Annotated in this window: 21 protein-coding genes; 6 read left to right on the top strand and 15 right to left on the bottom strand. The window is 33.7% G+C overall.

Annotated elements, in window-relative coordinates:
• Positions 1-58: 58 nt before the first annotated feature.
• Positions 59-502, bottom strand: coding sequence for a GNAT family N-acetyltransferase (locus QTL86_RS20005; RefSeq protein ID WP_190283451.1), 444 nt, complete (start codon positions 500-502; stop codon positions 59-61).
• Positions 503-552: 50 nt separating this feature from the next.
• Positions 553-1512, bottom strand: coding sequence for an NAD-dependent epimerase/dehydratase family protein (locus tag QTL86_RS20000; protein WP_127064835.1), 960 nt, complete (start codon positions 1510-1512; stop codon positions 553-555).
• A gap of 184 nt (positions 1513-1696) precedes the next feature.
• Here QTL86_RS20000 and QTL86_RS19995 point away from each other — a divergent pair, with 184 nt between their 5' ends.
• The 4 genes from QTL86_RS19995 to QTL86_RS19980 all read left to right on the top strand — a co-directional run bounded on the left by QTL86_RS19995 (position 1697) and on the right by QTL86_RS19980 (position 6746).
• Positions 1697-2818 (top strand): acyl-protein synthetase, encoded by a 1122-nt coding sequence (locus QTL86_RS19995; RefSeq protein WP_410495875.1) that lies wholly within the window; start codon positions 1697-1699, stop codon positions 2816-2818.
• Positions 2815-4125: an acyl-CoA reductase gene (locus tag QTL86_RS19990; protein WP_410495873.1), complete on the top strand. Its 1311-nt coding sequence runs from the start codon at positions 2815-2817 to the stop codon at positions 4123-4125. The genes QTL86_RS19995 and QTL86_RS19990 overlap by 4 nt, the downstream gene beginning before the upstream one ends.
• A gap of 208 nt (positions 4126-4333) precedes the next feature.
• Positions 4334-4897, top strand: a complete 564-nt coding sequence (gene ahpC / locus QTL86_RS19985) for an alkyl hydroperoxide reductase subunit C (RefSeq protein WP_127064838.1) — start codon at positions 4334-4336, stop codon at positions 4895-4897.
• A gap of 181 nt (positions 4898-5078) precedes the next feature.
• Positions 5079-6746 carry an FAD-dependent oxidoreductase gene (locus QTL86_RS19980; protein ID WP_127064839.1) on the top strand — a complete coding sequence of 556 codons (1668 nt, stop codon included), beginning with the start codon at positions 5079-5081 and terminating at the stop codon, positions 6744-6746.
• A 162-nt stretch (positions 6747-6908) separates the two neighbouring features.
• On the opposite strand, the gene QTL86_RS19975 is transcribed toward QTL86_RS19980, so the two are convergent.
• The 3 genes from QTL86_RS19975 to QTL86_RS19965 form a co-directional block, all read right to left on the bottom strand.
• The gene (locus QTL86_RS19975) at positions 6909-7628 is read right to left on the bottom strand and encodes a ThuA domain-containing protein (RefSeq protein ID WP_127064840.1); all 720 of its coding nucleotides are present in this window, start codon (positions 7626-7628) and stop codon (positions 6909-6911) included.
• A gap of 4 nt (positions 7629-7632) precedes the next feature.
• On the bottom strand, positions 7633-8412 hold the full coding sequence (locus QTL86_RS19970) for a sugar phosphate isomerase/epimerase family protein (RefSeq protein WP_127064841.1): 780 nt from the start codon (positions 8410-8412) through the stop codon (positions 7633-7635).
• Positions 8413-8662: 250 nt separating this feature from the next.
• The gene (locus tag QTL86_RS19965; protein WP_127064842.1) at positions 8663-9007 is read right to left on the bottom strand and encodes a hypothetical protein; all 345 of its coding nucleotides are present in this window, start codon (positions 9005-9007) and stop codon (positions 8663-8665) included.
• Positions 9008-9297: 290 nt separating this feature from the next.
• Between QTL86_RS19965 and srtB the strand changes: the two genes are divergently transcribed.
• A complete protein-coding gene (gene srtB / locus QTL86_RS19960) occupies positions 9298-10080 on the top strand; it encodes a class B sortase (RefSeq protein WP_127064843.1) in 783 nt (260 codons plus the stop codon).
• Positions 10081-10239: 159 nt separating this feature from the next.
• A complete protein-coding gene (locus tag QTL86_RS19955; RefSeq protein WP_410495872.1) occupies positions 10240-11832 on the top strand; it encodes a collagen-binding domain-containing protein in 1593 nt (530 codons plus the stop codon).
• Positions 11833-11930: 98 nt separating this feature from the next.
• On the opposite strand, the gene QTL86_RS19950 is transcribed toward QTL86_RS19955, so the two are convergent.
• The 10 genes from QTL86_RS19950 to QTL86_RS19905 form a co-directional block, all read right to left on the bottom strand.
• Positions 11931-12437, bottom strand: a complete 507-nt coding sequence (locus QTL86_RS19950; RefSeq protein ID WP_013658983.1) for a membrane protein — start codon at positions 12435-12437, stop codon at positions 11931-11933.
• Between the two features lie 249 nt (positions 12438-12686).
• Positions 12687-13229 carry a hypothetical protein gene (locus tag QTL86_RS19945; protein WP_127064845.1) on the bottom strand — a complete coding sequence of 181 codons (543 nt, stop codon included), beginning with the start codon at positions 13227-13229 and terminating at the stop codon, positions 12687-12689.
• A 16-nt stretch (positions 13230-13245) separates the two neighbouring features.
• Entirely contained in the window at positions 13246-14289 is a 1044-nt protein-coding gene (locus QTL86_RS19940) for an ABC transporter substrate-binding protein (RefSeq protein ID WP_127064846.1), read from the bottom strand.
• 29 nt (positions 14290-14318) lie between these two features.
• Complete coding sequence (locus QTL86_RS19935; RefSeq protein WP_127064847.1) at positions 14319-15032, bottom strand: ABC transporter ATP-binding protein; 714 nt, start codon at positions 15030-15032, stop codon at positions 14319-14321.
• Complete coding sequence (locus QTL86_RS19930) at positions 15019-15783, bottom strand: ABC transporter permease (protein WP_127064848.1); 765 nt, start codon at positions 15781-15783, stop codon at positions 15019-15021. The genes QTL86_RS19935 and QTL86_RS19930 overlap by 14 nt, the downstream gene beginning before the upstream one ends.
• The gene (locus tag QTL86_RS19925) at positions 15770-16402 is read right to left on the bottom strand and encodes a hypothetical protein (RefSeq protein ID WP_127064849.1); all 633 of its coding nucleotides are present in this window, start codon (positions 16400-16402) and stop codon (positions 15770-15772) included. Before QTL86_RS19925 ends, QTL86_RS19930 begins: the two co-directional genes overlap by 14 nt.
• Before the next feature lie 340 nt (positions 16403-16742).
• Positions 16743-17240 carry a flavin reductase family protein gene (locus QTL86_RS19920; RefSeq protein ID WP_127064850.1) on the bottom strand — a complete coding sequence of 166 codons (498 nt, stop codon included), beginning with the start codon at positions 17238-17240 and terminating at the stop codon, positions 16743-16745.
• Positions 17241-17292: 52 nt separating this feature from the next.
• Complete coding sequence (locus tag QTL86_RS19915) at positions 17293-17943, bottom strand: HAD family hydrolase (protein ID WP_013658990.1); 651 nt, start codon at positions 17941-17943, stop codon at positions 17293-17295.
• 363 nt (positions 17944-18306) lie between these two features.
• Positions 18307-20952 carry an FtsX-like permease family protein gene (locus QTL86_RS19910; protein WP_410495869.1) on the bottom strand — a complete coding sequence of 882 codons (2646 nt, stop codon included), beginning with the start codon at positions 20950-20952 and terminating at the stop codon, positions 18307-18309.
• The gene (locus QTL86_RS19905; protein WP_013658992.1) at positions 20949-21632 is read right to left on the bottom strand and encodes an ABC transporter ATP-binding protein; all 684 of its coding nucleotides are present in this window, start codon (positions 21630-21632) and stop codon (positions 20949-20951) included. Before QTL86_RS19905 ends, QTL86_RS19910 begins: the two co-directional genes overlap by 4 nt.
• Positions 21633-21643 lie beyond the last annotated feature (11 nt).

Genomic DNA, 21643 nt, shown 5'->3' with positions numbered 1-21643 from the left:
AGCTCTCACCATGTACCTAAATACTTAGTGAGAGCTTTTTATTATTTACTTAAGCCTACTATAGCTTCATATTCATAAGGATAGACAGCTCATCTGTCTTAAATCCTTTTTTATTATAAAATCCTTCTGTTCTTTCCCCTTTTAAAGTAACTAAATAAATTTGAGTAATTCCTTCTTTACTCAATTCAGCTTTAAATGTATCTAATAAAGCTGTTCCAATTCCCAGCCCCTGCGTATTATTGCTAATGTAAAACTCTTGAATTTGAAAATGAACACCATCATAATACTGTTCCTTACGACCTAGAATGACACCCACTAATTCATCATCAATATAACAAGCAAGCCCTCTCGTATGAGGATTATCCATCATTTCTTCTAGCCTTTTAGTGGCTGTTTGTATAGTCCAATGGTCATACCAAGGTTCTTCATTAAACACTTTCACAAAAAGCTCAGCGTATTGTAATAACTTATCTTGAGTAATGACTTGAAATTGCTTTTCCACTTTATATCTCCTTATCTCGTAAATCGATTTGCTTTTATAACTCAATGAAACTACTCTAAGGCTAATCCCTCAAGTAGTAATTTTATACCTTCTAGCATACGTTCATCTATGACTTGTGGCTTTTCTTCCACATACCACTCATAAGCTTTTTTGAGTCCTGCTATTAGAGGTGTTTTTGCTACTAGAAGCTCCCTATCACACTTTGAAGTATCTAATAAGTAAGTACACTCTCTAAAAGGAAAATACATTCTAGAAACCATACCCTCTGGTGTTTTCAACTTAATTATTTGTGCTTGCTTACCCATTACCTCAGCTGCTGTCTCTACCCATTCTTCATAAGTCACCTGCTCTTTATGAGTCACATTGTAAACTTGTCCTATAGCTTTTTCTTCATACATAGCAGCTTCAAATAGCTTTACTAGATCTTCAATATAAAGAAATTGTACTCTCGTATCCCCCTCTGGTACTAAAACAGGTTGATTCTTTGAAATTTGATGGAACAAGTAGCTTTCACGATATAGATTATTGCCAGGTCCGTAAATGTAAGTTGGCCTCAACATAGTAACAGGTATTCCTTTTGCCTGATACAATTCAAATAAGTAATCTTCTATGGCCAATTTATCTAAACCATATTTACCCCAATTCTTATTTTCTCCTTTTGAAAAGGTTTCATCCATAATCTCTTCAGAAGGTATGTACACTGCCCCTGAGCTACAGAAAATATAACGTTTTAGCTGCGAAGTATCTAGGACCTTAAAAAGGTTTGTTACATCTTCTAAAGTATAGGCTGAGATATCAAAAACATAATCAAAAGCTTTTCCTTCTATATTGAAAGCTATTTCTGAAATACATTTACGATCCCCCTTATAATGAGCCGTAAACCCACTGTATTTCACAGGCCTTACTCCCCTTGTAAAAATAGATACTTGATGTCCTTTTTCAATCATATACTTAGCTAATGCTTCACTTACAAACTCAGTTCCACCCATAATGAGTATTTCCAAACTCATCGCCTTCTTTCCTCTGACATAGTAAAAACCCTAGCTTCTAAAAATTCATCTTCATTATAGCATACGAATTGTCCTTCCTTACCATTTGCTCTATAATAGTAAGAAATATCTGTTTTCTAGACATCATGCAGCCACTAAGAGAAATGACTGAGGAATGATTCAAAATAAAAACAGGAGGCTACCTATGGATTACCGAAATAAACTTTTTACCCATAAGAACCCCTATGATTTAGCTGGAACAGATGGTCTTTTTATAAAGGCCATTAAGCAAAATGGACAATTCCAATATGAGCATTGCCCTGAATATGCAACAATACTTGATAGCAACCACTTCTCTTTTTCCTCATTAAATACAATCAATGATTTAGCCAAGTTACCTTTTATTCCAACTCTATTCTTTAAATCACACCAGCTTTTCACCATGCCACCTGAAAAACTTCTTATTAAAGCAACCTCCTCTGGTACTAAAGGTAAGAAAAGTCATATTGGCTTTGATAATCTAGGCCTTTATTGTGGCCTTCGTATGGTTCTTCGTCTAGGAAAAATTCATCAACTCTTTTCCATTAAACCCACTAATTATATTCTCCTCGGTTATGAACCTCATAAAAGTAATCAAACAGCTGTCACTAAAACAGCTTTTGGAGCTACTTTATTTGCTCCTCCCTTACATCGTGCTTATGCTATGAAGTATACGTCTGATGGTTATAAAGTAGACTTAGAAGGCCTTATTACTGCTCTTGAAAAGTATAGCCATCAACCTTTTCCTATTCGCTTCATGGGTTTTCCTTCTTATACTTATTTCCTACTGGAAAAATTAAAGGAAAAGGAACTAAATTTCAAGCTCAAAAAAGGCTCTAAGGTCTTATTAGGGGGTGGCTGGAAGCAATTCTTTACTAGCCAAGTTGATAAAAAAGAACTTTATCAATTAATTGAAAACACTTTAGGCATTCCAGAATCTCATGTTGTAGAATTTTTCGGTGCTGTTGAGCACCCTATTTTATACTGTGATTGTCCTAACCATCATTTTCATATTCCTATTTATAGTAGGGTTATTATAAGAGATGTTCATACATTAGAACCTGTTAAAAATGGCCAAATAGGTCTTATCAATCTTATTACTCCAATGGTCAAAAGCGTTCCTCTACTCAGTGTAATGACTGACGATCTAGGTATATTACATGATGGGGTGTCTTGTGGCTGTGGTATTACTTCTCCTTACCTAGAAATCATAGGTAGAGTCGGACTTCAAGATATCAAAACCTGTGCTGCTGGTGCGGCAGACTTATTAAAGGAGATGAAGCTATGATTTTAATAAATGGTGATATTATCCCCTCTCATATGCAAAATAAAATTCTAGAAGACCTCCCCTCTATGCTGAGTCAAACTTTAGCTACTAGTATGCTTAATCCTTATTGGGTAATAGAAGCTTGTGATCGGCTTTCTAAAAAACTAGCAAATGGTGATTATAATCATTTTATTTCTAGACTTCCTATAGACCAAACCTTAGTAAAGGAGGAATTACATACTGTTATCCATATGCTCAAAAGAGAAAGTTTACTTTGTAAATTACATACAGAATTAGGCTCTAAACCTTTTGAACCTGAAATCATTCTCCCTCCTTTTGAGGAGAGAGCTATTATCAAACATACTTATCCTCTAGGTGTTTTATTTCATATTGCCGCAGGCAATGCTGATGGCCTTCCTGCTTGTAGCATCGTTGAAGGCTTATTAGCTGGTAATATTAATATCTTAAAGCTCCCACAAGCAGATAAAGATCTGTCTATCACTTTACTTGCTGAGCTTATTACTATAGACCCTAGACTCAAGGAATATATTTATGTTTTTGATACACCTTCAACTGATCTTGAAGCTATGAAATATATGGCTCAGCTCTCTGATGGTGTTGTCGTTTGGGGTGGTGATTTAGCTGTAGCTGCTGTTAGAAAAATGGTTAATCCAGGTACCAAACTTATTGAATGGGGCCATAAATTGGGCTTTGCTTATATAGTCCCTAATGCCATAAAGGATTCTGCTCTTACTGCTTTAGCTCTGCATATTTTTAGGACCAAACAACTTTTATGTAGTTCTTGTCAAACCATTTATATTGATACCGAAAATATAGATGAAATCTATAGCTTCTGTGAAATGTTCCTTCCTTTTATGGAACAAGCTGCTATTAAGTATCCTATTAATGATATAGGCGCTATTGCTCAGTCTAGCTTACAAGTTTATAATGCTGAACTAGAAAGTCTTTTTTCTACCAACCGTACTTATAAAGGTGAAGGTGCAAGTTTAATTGCCAAATCAGATCATACGCTAGAACTTTCTTTTATGTTTGGTAACTGCCTTGTTAAACCCTTATCTCGTCATCAGTTATTAGAAGTCCTTCGTCAAAGTAAGCCTTACCTTCAAACAGCTGGTTTACTCTGTCTTGCCAAAGACTATCCTGTTCTCTCCAATTTACTTCTGAGGGCTGGTATAGTTAGGGTAAAGGAACTTGGCAAAATGTCTGACATTACTTGTATGGATGCTCATGATGGAGACTATCCTCTTAGGCGCTACACAAGAATAACAGAATGTGATGCTATTGAGTATGATACTCTTAACATATAAAAGGCTACAAAAACATTTAAGCACGTCTTAAAAGTTGATTACACAACTAAAGACGTGCTTTTTAGTTACCTTAATTTATTGGGATTTAATTTCATAAATAAAATTTTAGGATAAAGCTTGACAAATTAGTAAATAATAATTATTATTAGTTATATAGATAAATGATATAGATTATCATTTGATAGTGAAAATATAGGAGGAATAAATTATGTCATTAATTAATAAAAAAGTTTCAGATTTTAAAGTTCAAGCATACCAAAACGGTGATTTTAAAGAGGTAACACTAGATTCATTAAAAGGACATTGGTCAGTCTTTGTATTCTATCCAGCAGACTTCACTTTCGTTTGCCCAACAGAACTAGGTGAGCTTGCAGATAACTATGCAAAATTCCAAGAAATTGGTTGTGAAGTATACTCAGTATCTACAGATACTCACTTTGTTCACAAAGCATGGGCTGATACTTCAGATACAATCGGTAAAATCAAATACCCAATGCTAGCAGACCCAACTGGTAAACTCGCTAGAGATTTCGAAGTTATGATTGAAGATGAGGGCTTAGCTCTAAGAGGTTCATTCGTTATTAACCCAGAAGGTGAAATCAAAGCTTACGAAATTCATGATAATGGTATCGGAAGAAATGCAGAAGAATTACTAAGAAAAGTTCAAGCAGCTCAATTCGTTGCAGAACATGGTGATCAAGTTTGCCCAGCTAAATGGCAACCAGGTGAAGATACTTTAACACCAAGCTTAGATTTAATTGGAAAACTTTAATAAAATGAAGTTAGAGGAAGCTGCTACTTTGCAGCTTCCTCTTATTAAATAAAGATATTTTTAAAGAATTAACCTTTCATTTGATTATTTAACAATGTTTTGATTTAGTTAAGACAGAATTGATATTACAGATGAATGACTAACTTCATATTCAATTAAAAAATGAAAAGGAGGATTAATAATGGAAAAAATTTATGACTTAGTAATCATTGGTGGCGGTCCAGCTGGACTTTCTGCCGGGATTTATGCTGGAAGAGCCAAATTAAATACCCTCATTATCGAAAAAGATGAGTTAGGAGGACAGGTAAATAAGACCTATGAAGTTTCCAACTACCCAGGTGCTAGAGATAGCAATGGTCCAAAACTCATGTCTGATATGAGAGCCCAAGCAGATGATTTTAATGTAAACTTTTTATCAGCAACTGTTTTAGGTGTCTCATTAAATGGTGATACTAAAATTCTTCAAACAGATAAAGGTGATGTCAAAGGAAGATCTGTAATCATTGCAACTGGTGCTTCTCCAAGACAACTAGGCTTTAAAGGTGAAAAAGAGTTTACTGGAAGAGGTGTTGCATACTGTTCTACTTGTGATGGACAATTCTTTGAAGGTCTCGAGGTATTTGTTATTGGTGCTGGCTTTGCTGCGGCAGAAGAAGCCATATTCCTTACCAAATATGCGACTAAAGTAACTGTGATTGCTAGAGAACCAGAGTTTACTTGTGCCAAGTCTATTGCAGATAAGGTATTGTCACATCCTAAAATCGAAGTCAAATTTAATACAGAAATCATTGAAGCTAGCGGAGATGATATGGTCAACTACGCTAAATTTACTAACAACCAAACAGGAGAAAGCTTTGAATATCACGCCAAAGAGGAAGATGGCTCATTTGGTGTCTTTGTTTTTGTAGGCTATGCACCTCAAAGTGAGCTATTTCGAGAAGTATTAGAAATGGACCCTGCTGGATATATCATTACTAATGAAAATATGGAAACTAATATTCCAGGTGTTTATGTAGCTGGCGATTTAAGACCAAAGGCTCTAAGACAAATTGTAACGGCTGTTTCAGATGGTGCTATTGCTGCTACAGCAGCTGAAAGATACGTTATTGAACTTAAAGACAGATTAGGTATTAAGGACGAATATATTCCACCTAAAAAAGTAGAAAAAGTTGCTCCTATTAGTTCTAGTTCAGAAAATATACTAACAGCTGGACGTAGTTCTCTTTTAAACGATGGCCTAAGAACACAACTACAAGGTGTTTTAAGTAGAATGGAAAAAGAAGTGACACTTATTACTATTGTAGATGAGCAGAATGCAAAGTCTATTGAATTAAGAGATTTATTGTTAGACATTGCTGATTTAGGTGAAAAAATTAATCTTGAAGTTTATACCAAGGGACAAAACAAAGACCTTGAAGCTCAGTTTAATGTAGAACGTTACCCTGTAGTATTCCTTTTAGATCATGCTAAAACATATAGCGGTGTTAAATTCTATGGCGTACCAGGTGGTCATGAGCTCAATTCTTTCATATTAGCTATTTATAATCTAGCTGGACCTGGTCAAGCCATTAACGAACAAGTCCTAACAGACATTAAAGATTTAAATCAAAATACTAATATTAAAGTTTGTGTTTCCCTCTCATGTCACCTCTGTCCAGATGTCGTTGTAGCTGCTCAGAGAATTGCCATGGAAAATAAAAATGTAGAAACAGAAATGATTGATATTTCTCTCTTTAAAGAATTAAAAGACCAGTATAAGGTCATGAGTGTACCTGCCGTTATTATCAACAATGAAAAAGTATACTTTGGTGCTAAAAAAATAGACGAAATCGTAAAACTTATTTCATAAAAAAGGAGCTGAGCGCTAAAAAATTAGTGCCCAGCTCCTCTTTCTATATAACACCAATAGCTAGGCATAGAAAAGCCTGACTATTGGTGTTAATCCAAGTTGTATTCGACTTATCTTCGAATTAGGAAAAGTCCTGCAACATCACGATTTTTATGCAAAAGATCAAATTGCTTCATAAGGAGCTGTGTTCTCACATTCTATAGGTAATGTCCTTTTAATCTCAGAATGGCACCATCTCACAGCATTAATGACAATTCTCTGTATCTCTTTCATATGATAAATCGGATATTCCTCATGTCCTGGTTGGAAATAAAAAATTCTTCCATAGCCCCTTGTAAAAGTACAGCCACTTCTAAATACCTCTCCACTTGCAAACCATCCTGTAAAAACGACTTCATCTGGCTTAGGTATATCAAAGAATTCTCCATACATTTCTTCCTCTGGAATATCTATAGTTTCTGGAACTCCTACTGCAATAGGATGATATGGCGCAGTAACCCAAAGGCGTTCTCTTGAACCCTCTCGCCATTTTAAACTCATAGAAGTTCCTAGAAGGACTTTCATGATTTTACTATAGTGTGCTGAGTGTAGTGCAATAAGTCCCATCCCCGCAAGAACATGATTTCTTACTCTTTGAACAACCTCATCACTTACTTCTTCCTGCTTTGCATGACTCCACCAGATGAGTACATCTGTATGATTTAGCACTTCTTCTGTAAGCCCATGTTCCTCCATATCTAAGGTTGCGCACCTTACAGTGATGGCTTCTTCTTTTCCTAAGAATTCTGCTATGCAGCTATGTATACCTTCTGGATAAATGGCTTTGATTGCTTCATATTCTCTTTCATGCACAAATTCATTCCATACAGTAACTCTTATCATAAGACTAGACCTCCACTTTTCTTCTTATCCACTTTGCGGATTCTATCATAAATTCAAGATAGTTTTCTGCTCCAAAATGTTCAATGGCTAAACATCCATCATAATGCATTTTAGATAGCTCTTCTAAAACCTCAGACATTTTAATAAACCCTTTACCCACAGATATCGGACATATATTGCCGTTTTCATCATAGGCCCTATCCTTACAGTGCACGTGAATGACTTTATTTTTTAGCGTCTCAAAAGCTTCAAGCTCGTCCTCACCACTAATAATAAAATTCCCTGTATCTAAAGTAACATAAAGCGACGGAATTTCATCCAGAAAAGTACCCATTCCGCTTATTGAGCATAAGGGGCTTTTCTCATCATCAAAATCTTCTATCGTTACTCTCATTCCATTTGCCTCAGCCATCTTGCAAAGTTTTCTTGTTCCTTCAATCATTTGTTCTAGTTCTCTTTTTCTAGCACTTTCATCTGTTTTACTATAAAAGCCTGGAACAATCATTATTTTATCTGCTTCCATAGCCATTGCTAGCTTTATATGCTTCTTGCAGTTCTCTAAATCCTCAGTCTCGGAAAAATCATAAAATCCATAAATACTAGAGACAGAAAACTCATTTCTTTTAAGAAGTTCCAAAAGCTTATCTGGATTCAAGATATCATCTCTATCCAGCTCAACAGCAGTAATGCCTACTTCCTTTATTTTTTTTAGGATTTTCTCCTCTGTACACCCTACCTGCTTTGCTGCTTCTACTATATGATGATAAAAGACAGATATTTTCATACAATTCACCCTTATTTATTATACTTTAATTCATTGTACCATTTAATCAAATAATGAGACAACCAAAAGAAAAAATTAGCTTGCAAACAAAGTTGTTCCATAGCAAAAAAGGATATTTTCAACCAATTCATTGAAAATATCCTTTTCATTTATATTTTCTAATTTAGTCAAGTCCTCTTAATTAGACCTCTGCTATTATAACCACCTTATAAAAATATCATTTTCTAGTTTTACCTTTCAACTTGACACTTTAATAAGGAAAGAAAGGATATGGCTGAGCATAAGGAAATGGTGGAGCATAATATGGATAAGGTAATAATGATAGTGCTAGTATAGTAGCAAGTGGAAATCTCATACGTCTAAACCTTCTAAATCTCCTAGGATTCCTAAATTGCATCTGTCTATTATCTTCATCATCTCGAATGATTACATCTTCTCCCATAAGAACATTAACACCATCTGGCTCAACGCTTTCAATAACACCATCAAATTCTCGACCATCTTGCATTCTTATAATAACATGATAATTCATCATTTCTTTACACTCATTAAATAAATTCTGTAAGTTTGAACTATTATTTGCTTCTGATTGCATTTTATCAACTCCTTCATATACTATAATATTAATTTGTAAAAAAATGGTTCCATATCCAATAAATAAAATCTATGTGAGCTTGCTTAATCTATATCTTAGTTAATCCCATTTTAATATTTAAAAAATTAAAAAAATTAATTCTTCAAATAGTAGATTTAATTTAAAAACTAGCATATAATCAATAAATAGTATTATTAAATATTTTTTATTAAATGCTCTCCCATTAATAATTAACTAGTTACATCCATTTTTATATGTATTCTCTAGAAAGGTACTTAATATGATATACAATGAATAAAAAAAATCGAAAACCCAAAGTCCTCTTTTTTATATTTTCTTTTAGCATTATAGTAAGCATTATTTACCTTTCAAACTATTATTACCTACAATATAAAAATGAAACCTTATATAAGGGACTTCAAACCAAAGCCATTCAAACTAAGACAAAAGAATTTTTTAAAACAACTCAGCCATCTTCCTCGAACCAAGAGACTCTCTTCGAAAGCTCCTATTTAAGTATTGACTTTAATGAGTTAAAAAAACTTAATAATGACATTTACGCTTGGATATATATTCCTGGTACAGAAATCAATTATCCAATACTCCAGCATCCAGAAGATGATAATTACTATTTAAATCACAACATAGATGGTCAAAGGGGCTATCCTGGCTGTATCTATTCGGAGAGCTATAACAAAATAGATTTCTCAGATCCAGTTACTGTAATATACGGCCACAATATGAACAACGGAACTATGTTTGGCTCATTGCATAAATATGAGGATGCTAACTTCTTAAATGAGAATTATTGTATCTCTATTTATACACCACAACAAGCTTTTAAATATGAAATAGTCTTAGTAACAGAATATGATAATAGTCATATTTTAAAGCAGTTTGATTTCCTAAATGAGGGGGGTAAAACTCTATTTCTAAAAAATATCTTAAATGAATCTCAAAAAGTCCTAACCAAAGATCTAGATGTTAATTCAACTTCCCAATTACTTATTTTATCAACCTGTTTAAAAACTAATTCTGCTAAAAGACTTCTAATAATAGCTCAAAAACTATAAGACAATACTATTTATTAATTAGTTTTATATAGATATTAGATACATTACACTTATTCCCTATTACTGAATAGTCCCCTTATCGGATTATTAATAAAATTTAATTCAGGCACATATATTTTATATGTTATCTTGTTCAAACTGAAAGGACGGATTCTATTAATGAAACAAAAACGCAAATTTAGATTCAAAGTTGCATCAATACTTGCATTAACTCTTATTTCATTTACTTGCTTAAACTACACTACATATGCACAACCAACATACAACAAAGCCTATACAATCGAAAATGTTTTAAGTGATTATGAATACTTTATACGAGAGGATTTAACAGCCACTAATTCAGGCCATTGTGTTAGCGCCATTGCAGTAGGAGGCATATTAGATACACCAAACACGGTAGGTGATGCTCAAGTAGTTGCTTCTTATGTTAAACACGTAAAAAGGCTATCTAATTTCGAACAAGGAAAATGGCTTGATAATTCACCCTATAGTTCATATAAAGTAACTGACTTTTATTATGATACCCTAGATTCCAGCTTACCAGGTTGGCTTACTGAAAAATTTACACATTCTCCAGGGTATATTGACTTTGATAAAGCCTTTACAGAGCTCGAAGATCAATCAGTTGCATGGAGTACATCAGGGACCTCTGCTTATTCAATAAATAGTGGGACATTAACCCTTACATTAGCTCCTGCAAAGGATACCTATATAACTATTCCATATAATGCTATTACCACTGCAAGTAGTATTGTTATTGAAGGCCTTTCATCTGTTCAAGATTTTGTAGACTATAGATATATCATTTCTATTACAGGAGTAGAAAGTACTGATTTTACACTTTCATTTTATAACATTAACATGAATGGTAAATCTTTTAGCCAAGCATTAAAAGACCTTCAAGGCGGAACCAATGGCGCACAAATAAACCTTGAAGGAATGAAATTGGTTTGGAATTTTCCAGATGCAACTGGAAACCTAACGGCCCAAGGACTTTCTGGACACCTAGTGGCACCACAAGCTGATGTTTCATTAGAGGGTGGCAACTTTGAAGGAGGCATTATTGCTAAGAATGTTAAAAAATCCGATGCAGAAGGCCATTTCTATCCTTTTTATAAACCTGGAGTAACTCCTGAGCCTAGCCCTAGTCCTACCTCTAGCCCTGAACCTACTTCTAGCCCTGAGCCTACTTCTAGTCCTAGTCCTACTCCTACTCCTACTCCTAGCCCTGAGCCTACTTCTAGTCCTAGTCCTACTTCTAGCCCTAGTCCTACTTCTAGCCCTAGTCCTACTTCTAGCCCTAGTCCTACTTCTAGCCCTGAACCTACTTCTAGTCCTACTCCTGGCCCTGAACCTACTTCTGTTCCTACTTCTGGCCCTGAACCTACTTCTGTTCCTACTTCTAGTCCTACTCCTGGCCCTGAACCTACTTCTGTTCCTACTTCTGGCCCTGAACCTACTTCTGGTCCTACTTCTGGCCCTGAACCTACTTCTGGTCCTACTTCTGTTCCTACTTCTGGTCCTGCTTCTGGCCCTAATGACACCTCTAATAGCACTTCTTCTGGTGATACTAATTCTTATTTATTGGGTGCCAATGCTACTCTTGATGGTCAAGCGAACTCAAACACACAGGATAATGCCTCTCCTAAGACCGGCGAAAATCATTCAACAACCGTCTTTTTAATAATTATCCTTATATCAGGAGTCGGACTCCTTAGTATAAAAAAACAAAGCAAGAAGCATACAAAATAAATAAATTCATAAAAATAAGAAGTGTAGTCTAATCTGTACTAGATCTACACTTCTTATTTTTATACCTACTTAATTTTTATCACTATCACTTGTCTCTTTTAATTTAAGATTTCTGCTGTATCATTTTTCTTATCTTTTATTTTATGAATATTTAACATAGTCATTCTTGCTATAGGCTGTGCCACAAAAGTTTCTACAGCAAAAGCTATAGCAAAGTTTCTTGGCCATTTATAGAAGAATGTATGAATTGGCTCCATACTTATTTTCCCTACACCAATCCATGTTCCTATTACTGTTAAGAATATTGACATTAAAAGAACTGTACATAATGTGTTTATAATGATATGTGCATTAAAACTATCTTCTTTTGCAATAATTTTTGAAGTCATCCACTCAGCTGGTTTATGTGTCAATAAAACTAAAGCAATAACACTTATCCAAACAAATGGTATGACTCTTAATGTATCAGCCCATACATACATATTAAATCCAAATTCAAAACAAGTAATTAATGGTGCAATTATATTTACTGATATAATAGATATAGTAGCTAAAAACAAAGCAAATTCCTTTTTGTTACGTGGTAGCTTCATATAAAATTCCATTTTTGTCTTCCTCTTTTCTTTTAACTTAGTACTGGAGCAAAAATAAAGCGTGAGACCATTATACATAGTCTCACGCTGAACAATTATACGCGCCAATATTCATTTACTTGTTATTATAAATAAACATTTTACTTTTTTCAAGCATACTTTTTTATTGATTTTATTTTAAATAAAACCATATTTTTTGTTTATGATACGGTTCACCTTACCTAGTTAAGGGAAAGGTAAAATATCTATATCCATTATATTTTAGGCCATTATGACAAATAAGTCTTTCGGCCTAGCTTCCATAATACTTTTAGCTAATTCTTTCCTTAATACTAATAGTCTTTCTTGATCTTCTTCCTTCATAGGTACATTCTCTGCCTTGCACTTATGTGCTAGCTTTGAATAAGTAATGAATTCATCTGGAATAATACCTTCTTTTAAATATAGCTTAATAAGCTTTTCATTATATCCTATTTCAAAATAGTATCTGCCACCACCTGGAGCTAGCTGCCCTAACTTATCCTCAGCATACTCAAGGTCTAGTCTTAATCTATCATATGTTTTTACACGCATAACCATTTCAGCTGCATCAATAATACCTTTACCATTGCATCCTATACCACTATAAAAGCTAAAGTTTCCTCTCTCTGGCACTTCATCACAAAGTTTAGGAAACGTCATAAGCATGATCTTAAATGCAAGTGCTGCTCCACCTAACATTTGCTTCCCATGGTATTTTAATAAATCTTCATAAGTGATTTCAATAATATCATTATGGTCTTTTACTTTAATTTTTTCTACCATTACTATTTACTCCTATTTATTTGATGAAAAGTTCATCTGTGTTAATTGGTTGTTCAATCATTTCTGTTTCATACATAAAGTCTGCTACATTTTGAAATGCTTTATAGTCTTCTTCTGTTACTTCAATATTAAAGTCATATTGAGCAAACATTTCCTCAACAGCTGCTTTATCTAAATCTAGTTCTGTTGCAACAATTTCCATAGTTTCTTCATGGTTTGTATTGATATATTCAATGATGCTAGCTTGTGCATTCATAAATACTTCTAATTCTTCTTTGTATTCATTATAGAAGTCTTCTCTAACTGCTACTGCAATAACTGCATCTGTTAACCCTTTACCATCTGTTACTAAGTTATATCCTTGTTGTTTTGATTTGTAAGCAGTAGGCCCTGCAACAAGTGCAGCATCAATGCTACCACCGTCTAATGCTGCTTTTGCATCTGGAATAGACATGTTTACATAGTTAATATCATCAATGGTCATATTCGCTTCTTTAAGATAGGCTACTAGTAATTGGTGTAAATTAGTTCCAACTGGGCCTGCAACTGTTTTACCTCTTAAATCTTCTGCTGATTTAATTGTTTCATCACCTGAATATAAGCAAAATGCTTCTGGAGATCTACTGTACATATTTAAGATTTTAATGTCCGCACCATTTGCTGCTGCTAGAACAACAGAAGTACCTCCAACAGCATATAAGATATCTACATCTCCTGATGCTAATGCTTGAGTTTGATCAGCTCCTGATGTAATCTCTGCATACTTAACTTCAATTGTTTTACCATTTTTGCTAAATTCATCAACAAATGCATTTTGATTTTTTTGGATAATACTTGGCACATTAAGTGGTGATGTTACATGAGTAATTGTTAATTCATCTAATGTTGATTGTGATAAATCTATAGCTCCTGTATCAACTGCCTCTGTAGGTGTAGGTTCTGTTGTTGTAGTGTCATTGCTACCAGCTGATGAATTACTATTTGATGCACATCCTACCATAGATGTCATCATTACCCCCATTACTAATGCTGATGTTAATACTTTCTTTGCTAATTTCATTACTTTTCTCCTTTGTTTGTGTCTTTTTATTAAACAATTTTTAAATCATCAATAATTTGTTTTTTTAATCCTACAAATTTATCATCTAATAAGTCTCTTACATGATTTTCTTCCTCAATTTCATATTGAGACTTAATGATTCCTTTTTCTAAAATCACTATTTTATCTCCGAGAATCAGTGCTTCATCTATGCTATGTGTAACAAATAAAATAGAACATCTTGTCTTATGATGAATCTTTAATAACTCTTTTTGCATTTGTTCTCTTGTGAAAAAGTCTAATGCTGAAAAAGGCTCATCCATCATGATAAAATCTGGATTATAAGCTATTGCCCTTGCAATAGATACTCTTTGCTTCATACCACCTGATAACTGACTTGGGTAAGCACTACAAAATTTCTTTAGACCTACCATTTCAATGATCTCATCTATTTTTTCATAATTGACTTCTTTATTTTTAAGGCCAAAGGTTATATTCTTTTTGACATCTAACCATGGCATTAATCGGTCTTCTTGAAAAACATATGCCTTTCTTTTTAAATCGATACCTTGAATGGCTCCTTGCTCAAATCCTTCTAAACCTGATACAAGCCTTAATAGTGTAGTTTTCCCACATCCACTTCGTCCTAAAATAATCGTAATTTTATTAGTTGGTATAGTTAAATCAATACCATCTAGAACTTTAACCTGGTCTTTCTCCACTGCATAAAACTTACTTACATTTACTAATTTAATCCCATCCATTTTTCTCTGACCCTTTCAAAGTCTTATCAATTATCAGCGCAAATAACCTGTCAGTGATATACCCCACTACACCGATTACTAAAATCCCAACAATCACCTTATCTGTCCTGGACATTTGTTGAGCAAATAAAATCATGTGACCTAGTCCAGCTGATGCAGCAATCATCTCTGCACTAATAATAGCTCGCCAGCTATAACCCAGGCCTATGCGCATACCTACTAATATATCCGACATGGCATATGGCAATCTAATCTTAAAGAAACTATCTACCTCGGAGTAGCCATAAATTTCTCCAACTTCTAGCAACTTCTTATCACAGCTTACAAAGCCTTTGACTGTGTTTAAATAGATTGGAAAAAATGCAGTTAATACGATAATACCAACTTTTGTTGTCTCACCTATACCAAACCATAAAATTAATAGTGATATTAGACTTAATGGTGGCACATTTTTTAAAAACTGAACAATGCTTTCATAGTAGTCATTACATCGAGGCAAAATAATCCTCACCATTGCAAGCAGAAATGCTACTAGTGTTGCTATTAAAAAACCTTTTAAAACCCTGATATAACTAATATAGATATCTTCAAAAATTTCACCTGTTTGAAGCATCTTAAAGAAGCTATTTAGAACCTTAGATGGTGATGGTAATATATAAGAACTCACTATCCCCATCTTTGTTACAAGTGCCCATATTGAAATCAGAATAACTACTGAAATGGTGGTTTTAATTACTTTACTTCTGTTCATTGATTAATACTCCATCTCCATTATGGCAACCATTATGACAATACAGCATTTCGACTAATTCATCTTTCTCATATAAATTCATCTTAAAATAATTTTCTATATTCTCTTCTCCAGAAATGCTACTTATTTTAACCTCTAAATTTTCAAAATACCCTGGTGGAATTGGACTTTCATCCAGTGATTTGATTTGAATTTCTCTATCTGGATCTAAATGCTTTAAGAATTCTTTCCAGCTTATAAACTCCGTATCTTTTAGTTTCAGCTTATTTCCATAGCTTGCCAAACTCTCGCATGGTGTTGTAATAATCTTCTCATGGCCTTTTAGCTCTTCTCTGCCTGCTAGCTCTATTCCACAGTGTATCAAGATTGGGTCAATTGAAGGTACTAATAGTTTTCTATTATCTAAATATGGGCTCATTGTCTCAATAGCTTTTGGACAGCGTTTATCTACGATAGTTAACTTTGTTTGCTTAAGCATCTCGTTATACTTTTCTTTTACTAGCTTATGCCAATCTACCTTTACTTCTATTCTCTGATAACCCTTCTGAAGTAATGCCTTATCTAATTGTTCTTTCATATACATCTTGTCTATAACAGGATTAATAAAAATGTATCTCATAACTTCCTCTTCTTTAATTATTTTTCAAATTAATGGTATTTAACATATTAAGTATTTTAATCACTTTGTTCAGTATACATTATTAGATATTGATATTCAATATCATTTATGAAAAACCTCATAATTCTTCTCAAAATTCTTTATATCTATCTTCTTAGTTCAAAATTTCCAAACCATATAAATATTTAACTTAATAAATTGCCCACGAAAAAAGAGGGCTTATTAGCCCTCGCAGTTATCCTAATATATCTTACAGTAGCGTATAAAAATAATTCAAATGAAATTCCAGTAATAAAATCCCTGGTCAAATAGCAATTTCAGCCTCTTTGCTTAGATCCTATTATTTTTCTAATATTTTCTCGATTTCTACTACATACATTATATGATAATCTCTTTCTGGATACCACTCATCTATAATACCCTTATCAATAAAACATTCTTCTTTTAATGCTTGTGCATACAGCTTTTTGCATATTAATGTTAATCTAGCTTCATCAAAATAGGGTACATCCTCATATTGTTTCACAGTTAAGTTTGCCTTAGAAATTTTATCCTCATCTCTACCTGAAACTCTTCCTAAATATCCTAGTTCTTTTCTGTAACTATTAGGTAAAACTGAAATCGAAAGTCTATCTGCTGAATCTACAAACTCTCTTGTATAACGTTGTGGCCTAATAAAGATATAAGCTACTTTTTTATTCCACATTATACCTAATCCGCCCCATGAAGCAGTCATTGTATTTACTCTTCCGTCCTTTTCTGCAGTAATTAATAGCCAATCCTTCCCTATCATGTTAAAAGAGTTTTCATTAAAATGGTCATGTGATATCTCCTTCATAATATGTCCCTCCATTTAATATGTTGTTTAATTAATTATAGCACCTTTGCCTTTACATTTGTTCTAAATACGCCTTTACCTCTAATAAAGATGCAAACTGCTTATGTAGCAAAGGTAGAATATCCTCTGTTGGTTCAATTAAATCCGGTACCATAATAACATTAAGGCCTGCACTACTTGCTGAGCGAATTCCATTTAAGGAGTCTTCTATACAAATTGCTTCACTAGGTTCTACCCCGAGAAGCCTACAAGCCATTTGATAGATTTCAGGGTTTGGCTTACTGTGCTTTACCATATCTCCTCCTACTATTACTTCAAAATACTCTTCTATCTTTGCTTCTCTTAAATGAGAAAGTACACCTTGTTTTTTAGTAGAAGAAGCCAGGCCTATTTTATAGCCTTTTTCTTTTAAGTAAGCTAATAGTTCATGAACACCTAATTTGATAGGTAACCCATTATCTTCTATATCTTTAAAGAACAATTTACCTGCTTTTGTTCTAAAGCCTTCAAAATCAAACGTCTCACCATAGTGTTTAAGAAAAACTAACCTGGTATCTTCATAGCTTCTACCGATACAATCCTTTAATACCATATCAATTCCTTCCATAGCTTCTTCTTTTGCCACTTGACTCCAGGCCACAGAAACAAGACGCTCTGTATCAAAAAGAACACCATCCATATCAAAAACAACTGCTTTTATCATTTCTTTTTCCCTTCCTAATACTATTCATTCAAATAGCCGAATCACTATTTACTAGTGATTTAGCTATCCCTCTTAATTTATGCTTTTCTAATTGGCTCACAATTTCTAGTATAGCTTAAGCTCTATTACTTTATTCAATCACAAAAATGGATAGTTGGCTATTATTTTTCTCCGAAAGTATCCCCATAACTTTCTTTAAGGAGTAAAATAATCCCCAAACTATCCACTTAACCACATCTTATTTCCTTTATTGCTTATTTGTCTTATCTCTTTGTTATTTATTACCTTACTTTTATATCTCTATTTATTACACCTTAATCACTTATACTTTTTGCTCTCATTGTGCTTAGCTTACTAGCGAGCTTATAAATTCGTATCTTTCAATCCTTCAATAATGTTCTGTCCTTTGACCTTAGCCCCAGAATAAAACATGGAAGCCCCTATAATCACGAACACCGAAATAATAACTGTTATTATGCTACCTACTGGAACGAAGAAATCAAAATCAAAGCTATTACTAAGCTGCTTATATATAACCACCATAATCATAAAACTTATAGGTAATCCATAAAGCAATGCTTTAAGACCATAGAATATACTTTCAAAGTTGATCATTTTATTGAAGCCTTTTGGTGTCATTCCTACTGACCTTAACATAGAAAATTCTCTTTTCCTAAGTGCAATGCTAGTAGAAATAGTATTAAATATATTAGCCACACTTACAAGGGTAATGAGGACAATAAAGCCATAGATAAATACTTTTATGACAGTTTGTATTTGCTCCGAAGTCTGTTTTTCTTCATAAATATTATAAATACTATAGATTGGATTTCCACTATTTTCTTGCAGTGCTTGAATATCTTTTTGTAATCCAAAAGGATCCTTTGAAGTTAAATACATTGTTGGATAGCTAGATATTTCATACCCCATATGTTCATTACTATTTTTCATAAGTGTATTAAGCACATCTTCAGATACAATTAAATTAAGGGTATTATCATTTTCTTGAATTCCCATTCCCATTGGAGGCTCTTTAGCAAATCCAGCAAAAGCTATTTCTTCACCATCTAATATCTTTTCTTCGTTACTAGCTTCATCCCATTCTCGCCTGCTTAATGTAAGCTTATCATTTATAGAGGCTCGGATTACTTCCTCATCTCTATAATTTTGCGTTTCTTTATCCTTAAATTTAGCACGATTTAATACAATAGCTGCTGGTGTTTGAGGATTATTTAATAAATTGATATCTGTTCCTACTGACTGTGCATATGCTTTTAAGGCTTCATTTTCTAATGCTATAAGATTAACATTGTAAAAATAGCCTCTTTCTTCTATCCCACCCAAAAATTCTTTTATATGACTTGGTGTCATTTCATTAGGTAAATTGGCTTCGAAGTATACCGTTTCTAATAAGCTATACTTTTCCACCTTATCAAGACTTTTTAGCTTCTCTAGCTCTACTTTCCTTTCTACATCATTTCTATAGTTAACTGATACACGTATATCATAGTTTGTATTTTGTACCATCATTTCCAGTGAACGATTCATGTAAGCCGAAAAAGTAGCTGTTGTCAAAAAGAGTATAATACTAATGATTAATGAGAAAAGTGTTGCACGATAACGGCGCCCATTCCTTTTTAAATTCTTTAAGGCCAGTTCTCCTTCAAAACCAAATAGTCTTCTTGTAAACTTTGAGGTTTTAATTTTTTTCTTATTCATTTTAATATCCGTTGTTTGCCTAATGGCTTCAATTGCCGATATCTTAGAAGCTCTTCTAGCTGGTATATAAGTTGAAATAAAAATAGTTAAAATAGAAATAAGCACTGTACTTATAACAGCTATGGGTGATACTACCAAATGTAAGTTTTCTTCTATACTCATAATATTTTTAAACATACCATTAATAGCACCAAAAGTAATACTCATTCCTAAAAACCCTGCCAAAAGACCTAGCGGAATACTAATTCCTCCAATAACAGCACCTTCAAAGAATACAGAATCTCTCTTTTGTTTCTTAGTTGCCCCTACACTTGCCAGCATACCTAAATACTGAGAACGCTCTGCTACTGAAATAGCAAAAGCATTATAGATAAGGGAAACGGAACCTGCCATAATAATGATTAAAACAATGCTGACTACACCAAATAATGCAAAAATTAAACTACTATTGCTATTTACACCATAGCAAGCTAATAGCTCACTATTGGGTTCCACAACTTCTATGCCAACTTTTATACCCAGGGCTGCATTATGTTCATAGATACCCACATTTAAATTTTTTAGTAAAACGGATACTGTAACAGTAGCCTCACTCGGTATTTCATCTGGGCTAATATAAGTCATAAGCTCATACGCAGGGGACCAACTATATTCTTCTTTTGACTTCTTGGTTACACCTACAATCGTATATTCCTGTGTTTGCTGAGCTGCAAAAGTCTCCATACTTTCCCCTTCAGCATTTCTCACAAAACTATATCCTTGATTTAGGGTTCCTTCTTCCTTTTCACCTGTTTCCTCATTGATAGCATATCTTTGTCCTAAATCTAGTTTTATCTTATCTCCAACTTTATAAGATAAGCCTGTACTAGATTCTAAGTGTTCTGGAATGACTATTTCATTACTAGCCTTAGGTAAACGCCCTTCTATTAGGTTGACCGGCATTAACTCAAAGCCTTCTTGATTATAACCTTTTACAAATAAATAAGGTTTATCACTATTCTTGGTAGCTTCTAAGATAGAGTAACCTACTGGATAGCTCACTACTACTTTGTCTACATTTTCATCTTCTTGAAGAATTGCTATATCCTTTGCTTTCATATCATGATAACGCATATGCCAGTTACCATCAGAGCTTATAGCGACTCGTTTCATCAAATCCATAGCAGAACTCACAGAAACTGTTACCGCTGTAACCATTGCTACGGAGATAATGGCTCCTATAATAGTTACTAAAGTTCTTCTTTTATTCATCTTTAACTGTCTAAGCGTTAGCTTATTTACAATATTCATCGACGAATCACCTCGTCTTTAGCTAGCTTACCATCTTCAATGGATATAATTCGGTCTGCTTGAAGAGCAATACGTTCGTCATGAGTAATCATAATAAGTGTCTGATTATACTCCTTGTTAAACATCTTTAAGAGTTCTACAATTTCCATTCCATTTTTACTATCTAAATTACCCGTTGGCTCATCTGCTAAAATCAAAGCCGGGTTATTAATTAGCGCTCGTCCGATGGACACCCTTTGTTGTTGTCCTCCAGAAAGCTGATTAGGTAAATGATTCACTCTTTCAATTAAATTAAGCGTGTTTAAAAGATCATTTAAATGTCTTTGATCCACTTTTTGCTGATCTAACAGTAAAGGAAGTGTCATATTCTCCTCTACATTAAGTACAGGAATTAAATTATAAAACTGATAAATTAGGCCTAATTGCCTTCTTCTAAAAATAGCTAATTTGTTTTCATCTAACTGGTAAATATCTGTTCCATCCACAAATACCTTACCACTTGTTGGTCTATCTACACCTCCTAAAAGATGTAGTAAAGTAGACTTTCCCGAACCTGAAGCACCGATGATAGCTACAAACTCTCCTGTCTCTACTGAAAATGATATATTATCAAGGGCCTTTACTGCTGTCTCGCCACTGCCATATACTTTTGATAGGTTTTCTATTCGTAAGATCTCCATTTTCATCCTCC

The sequence above is a fragment of the Cellulosilyticum sp. ST5 genome (assembly GCF_046529625.1).
Lineage (GTDB): Bacteria > Bacillota > Clostridia > Lachnospirales > Cellulosilyticaceae > Cellulosilyticum > Cellulosilyticum lentocellum.
This window is presented reverse-complemented; position numbering and strand designations above follow the sequence as displayed.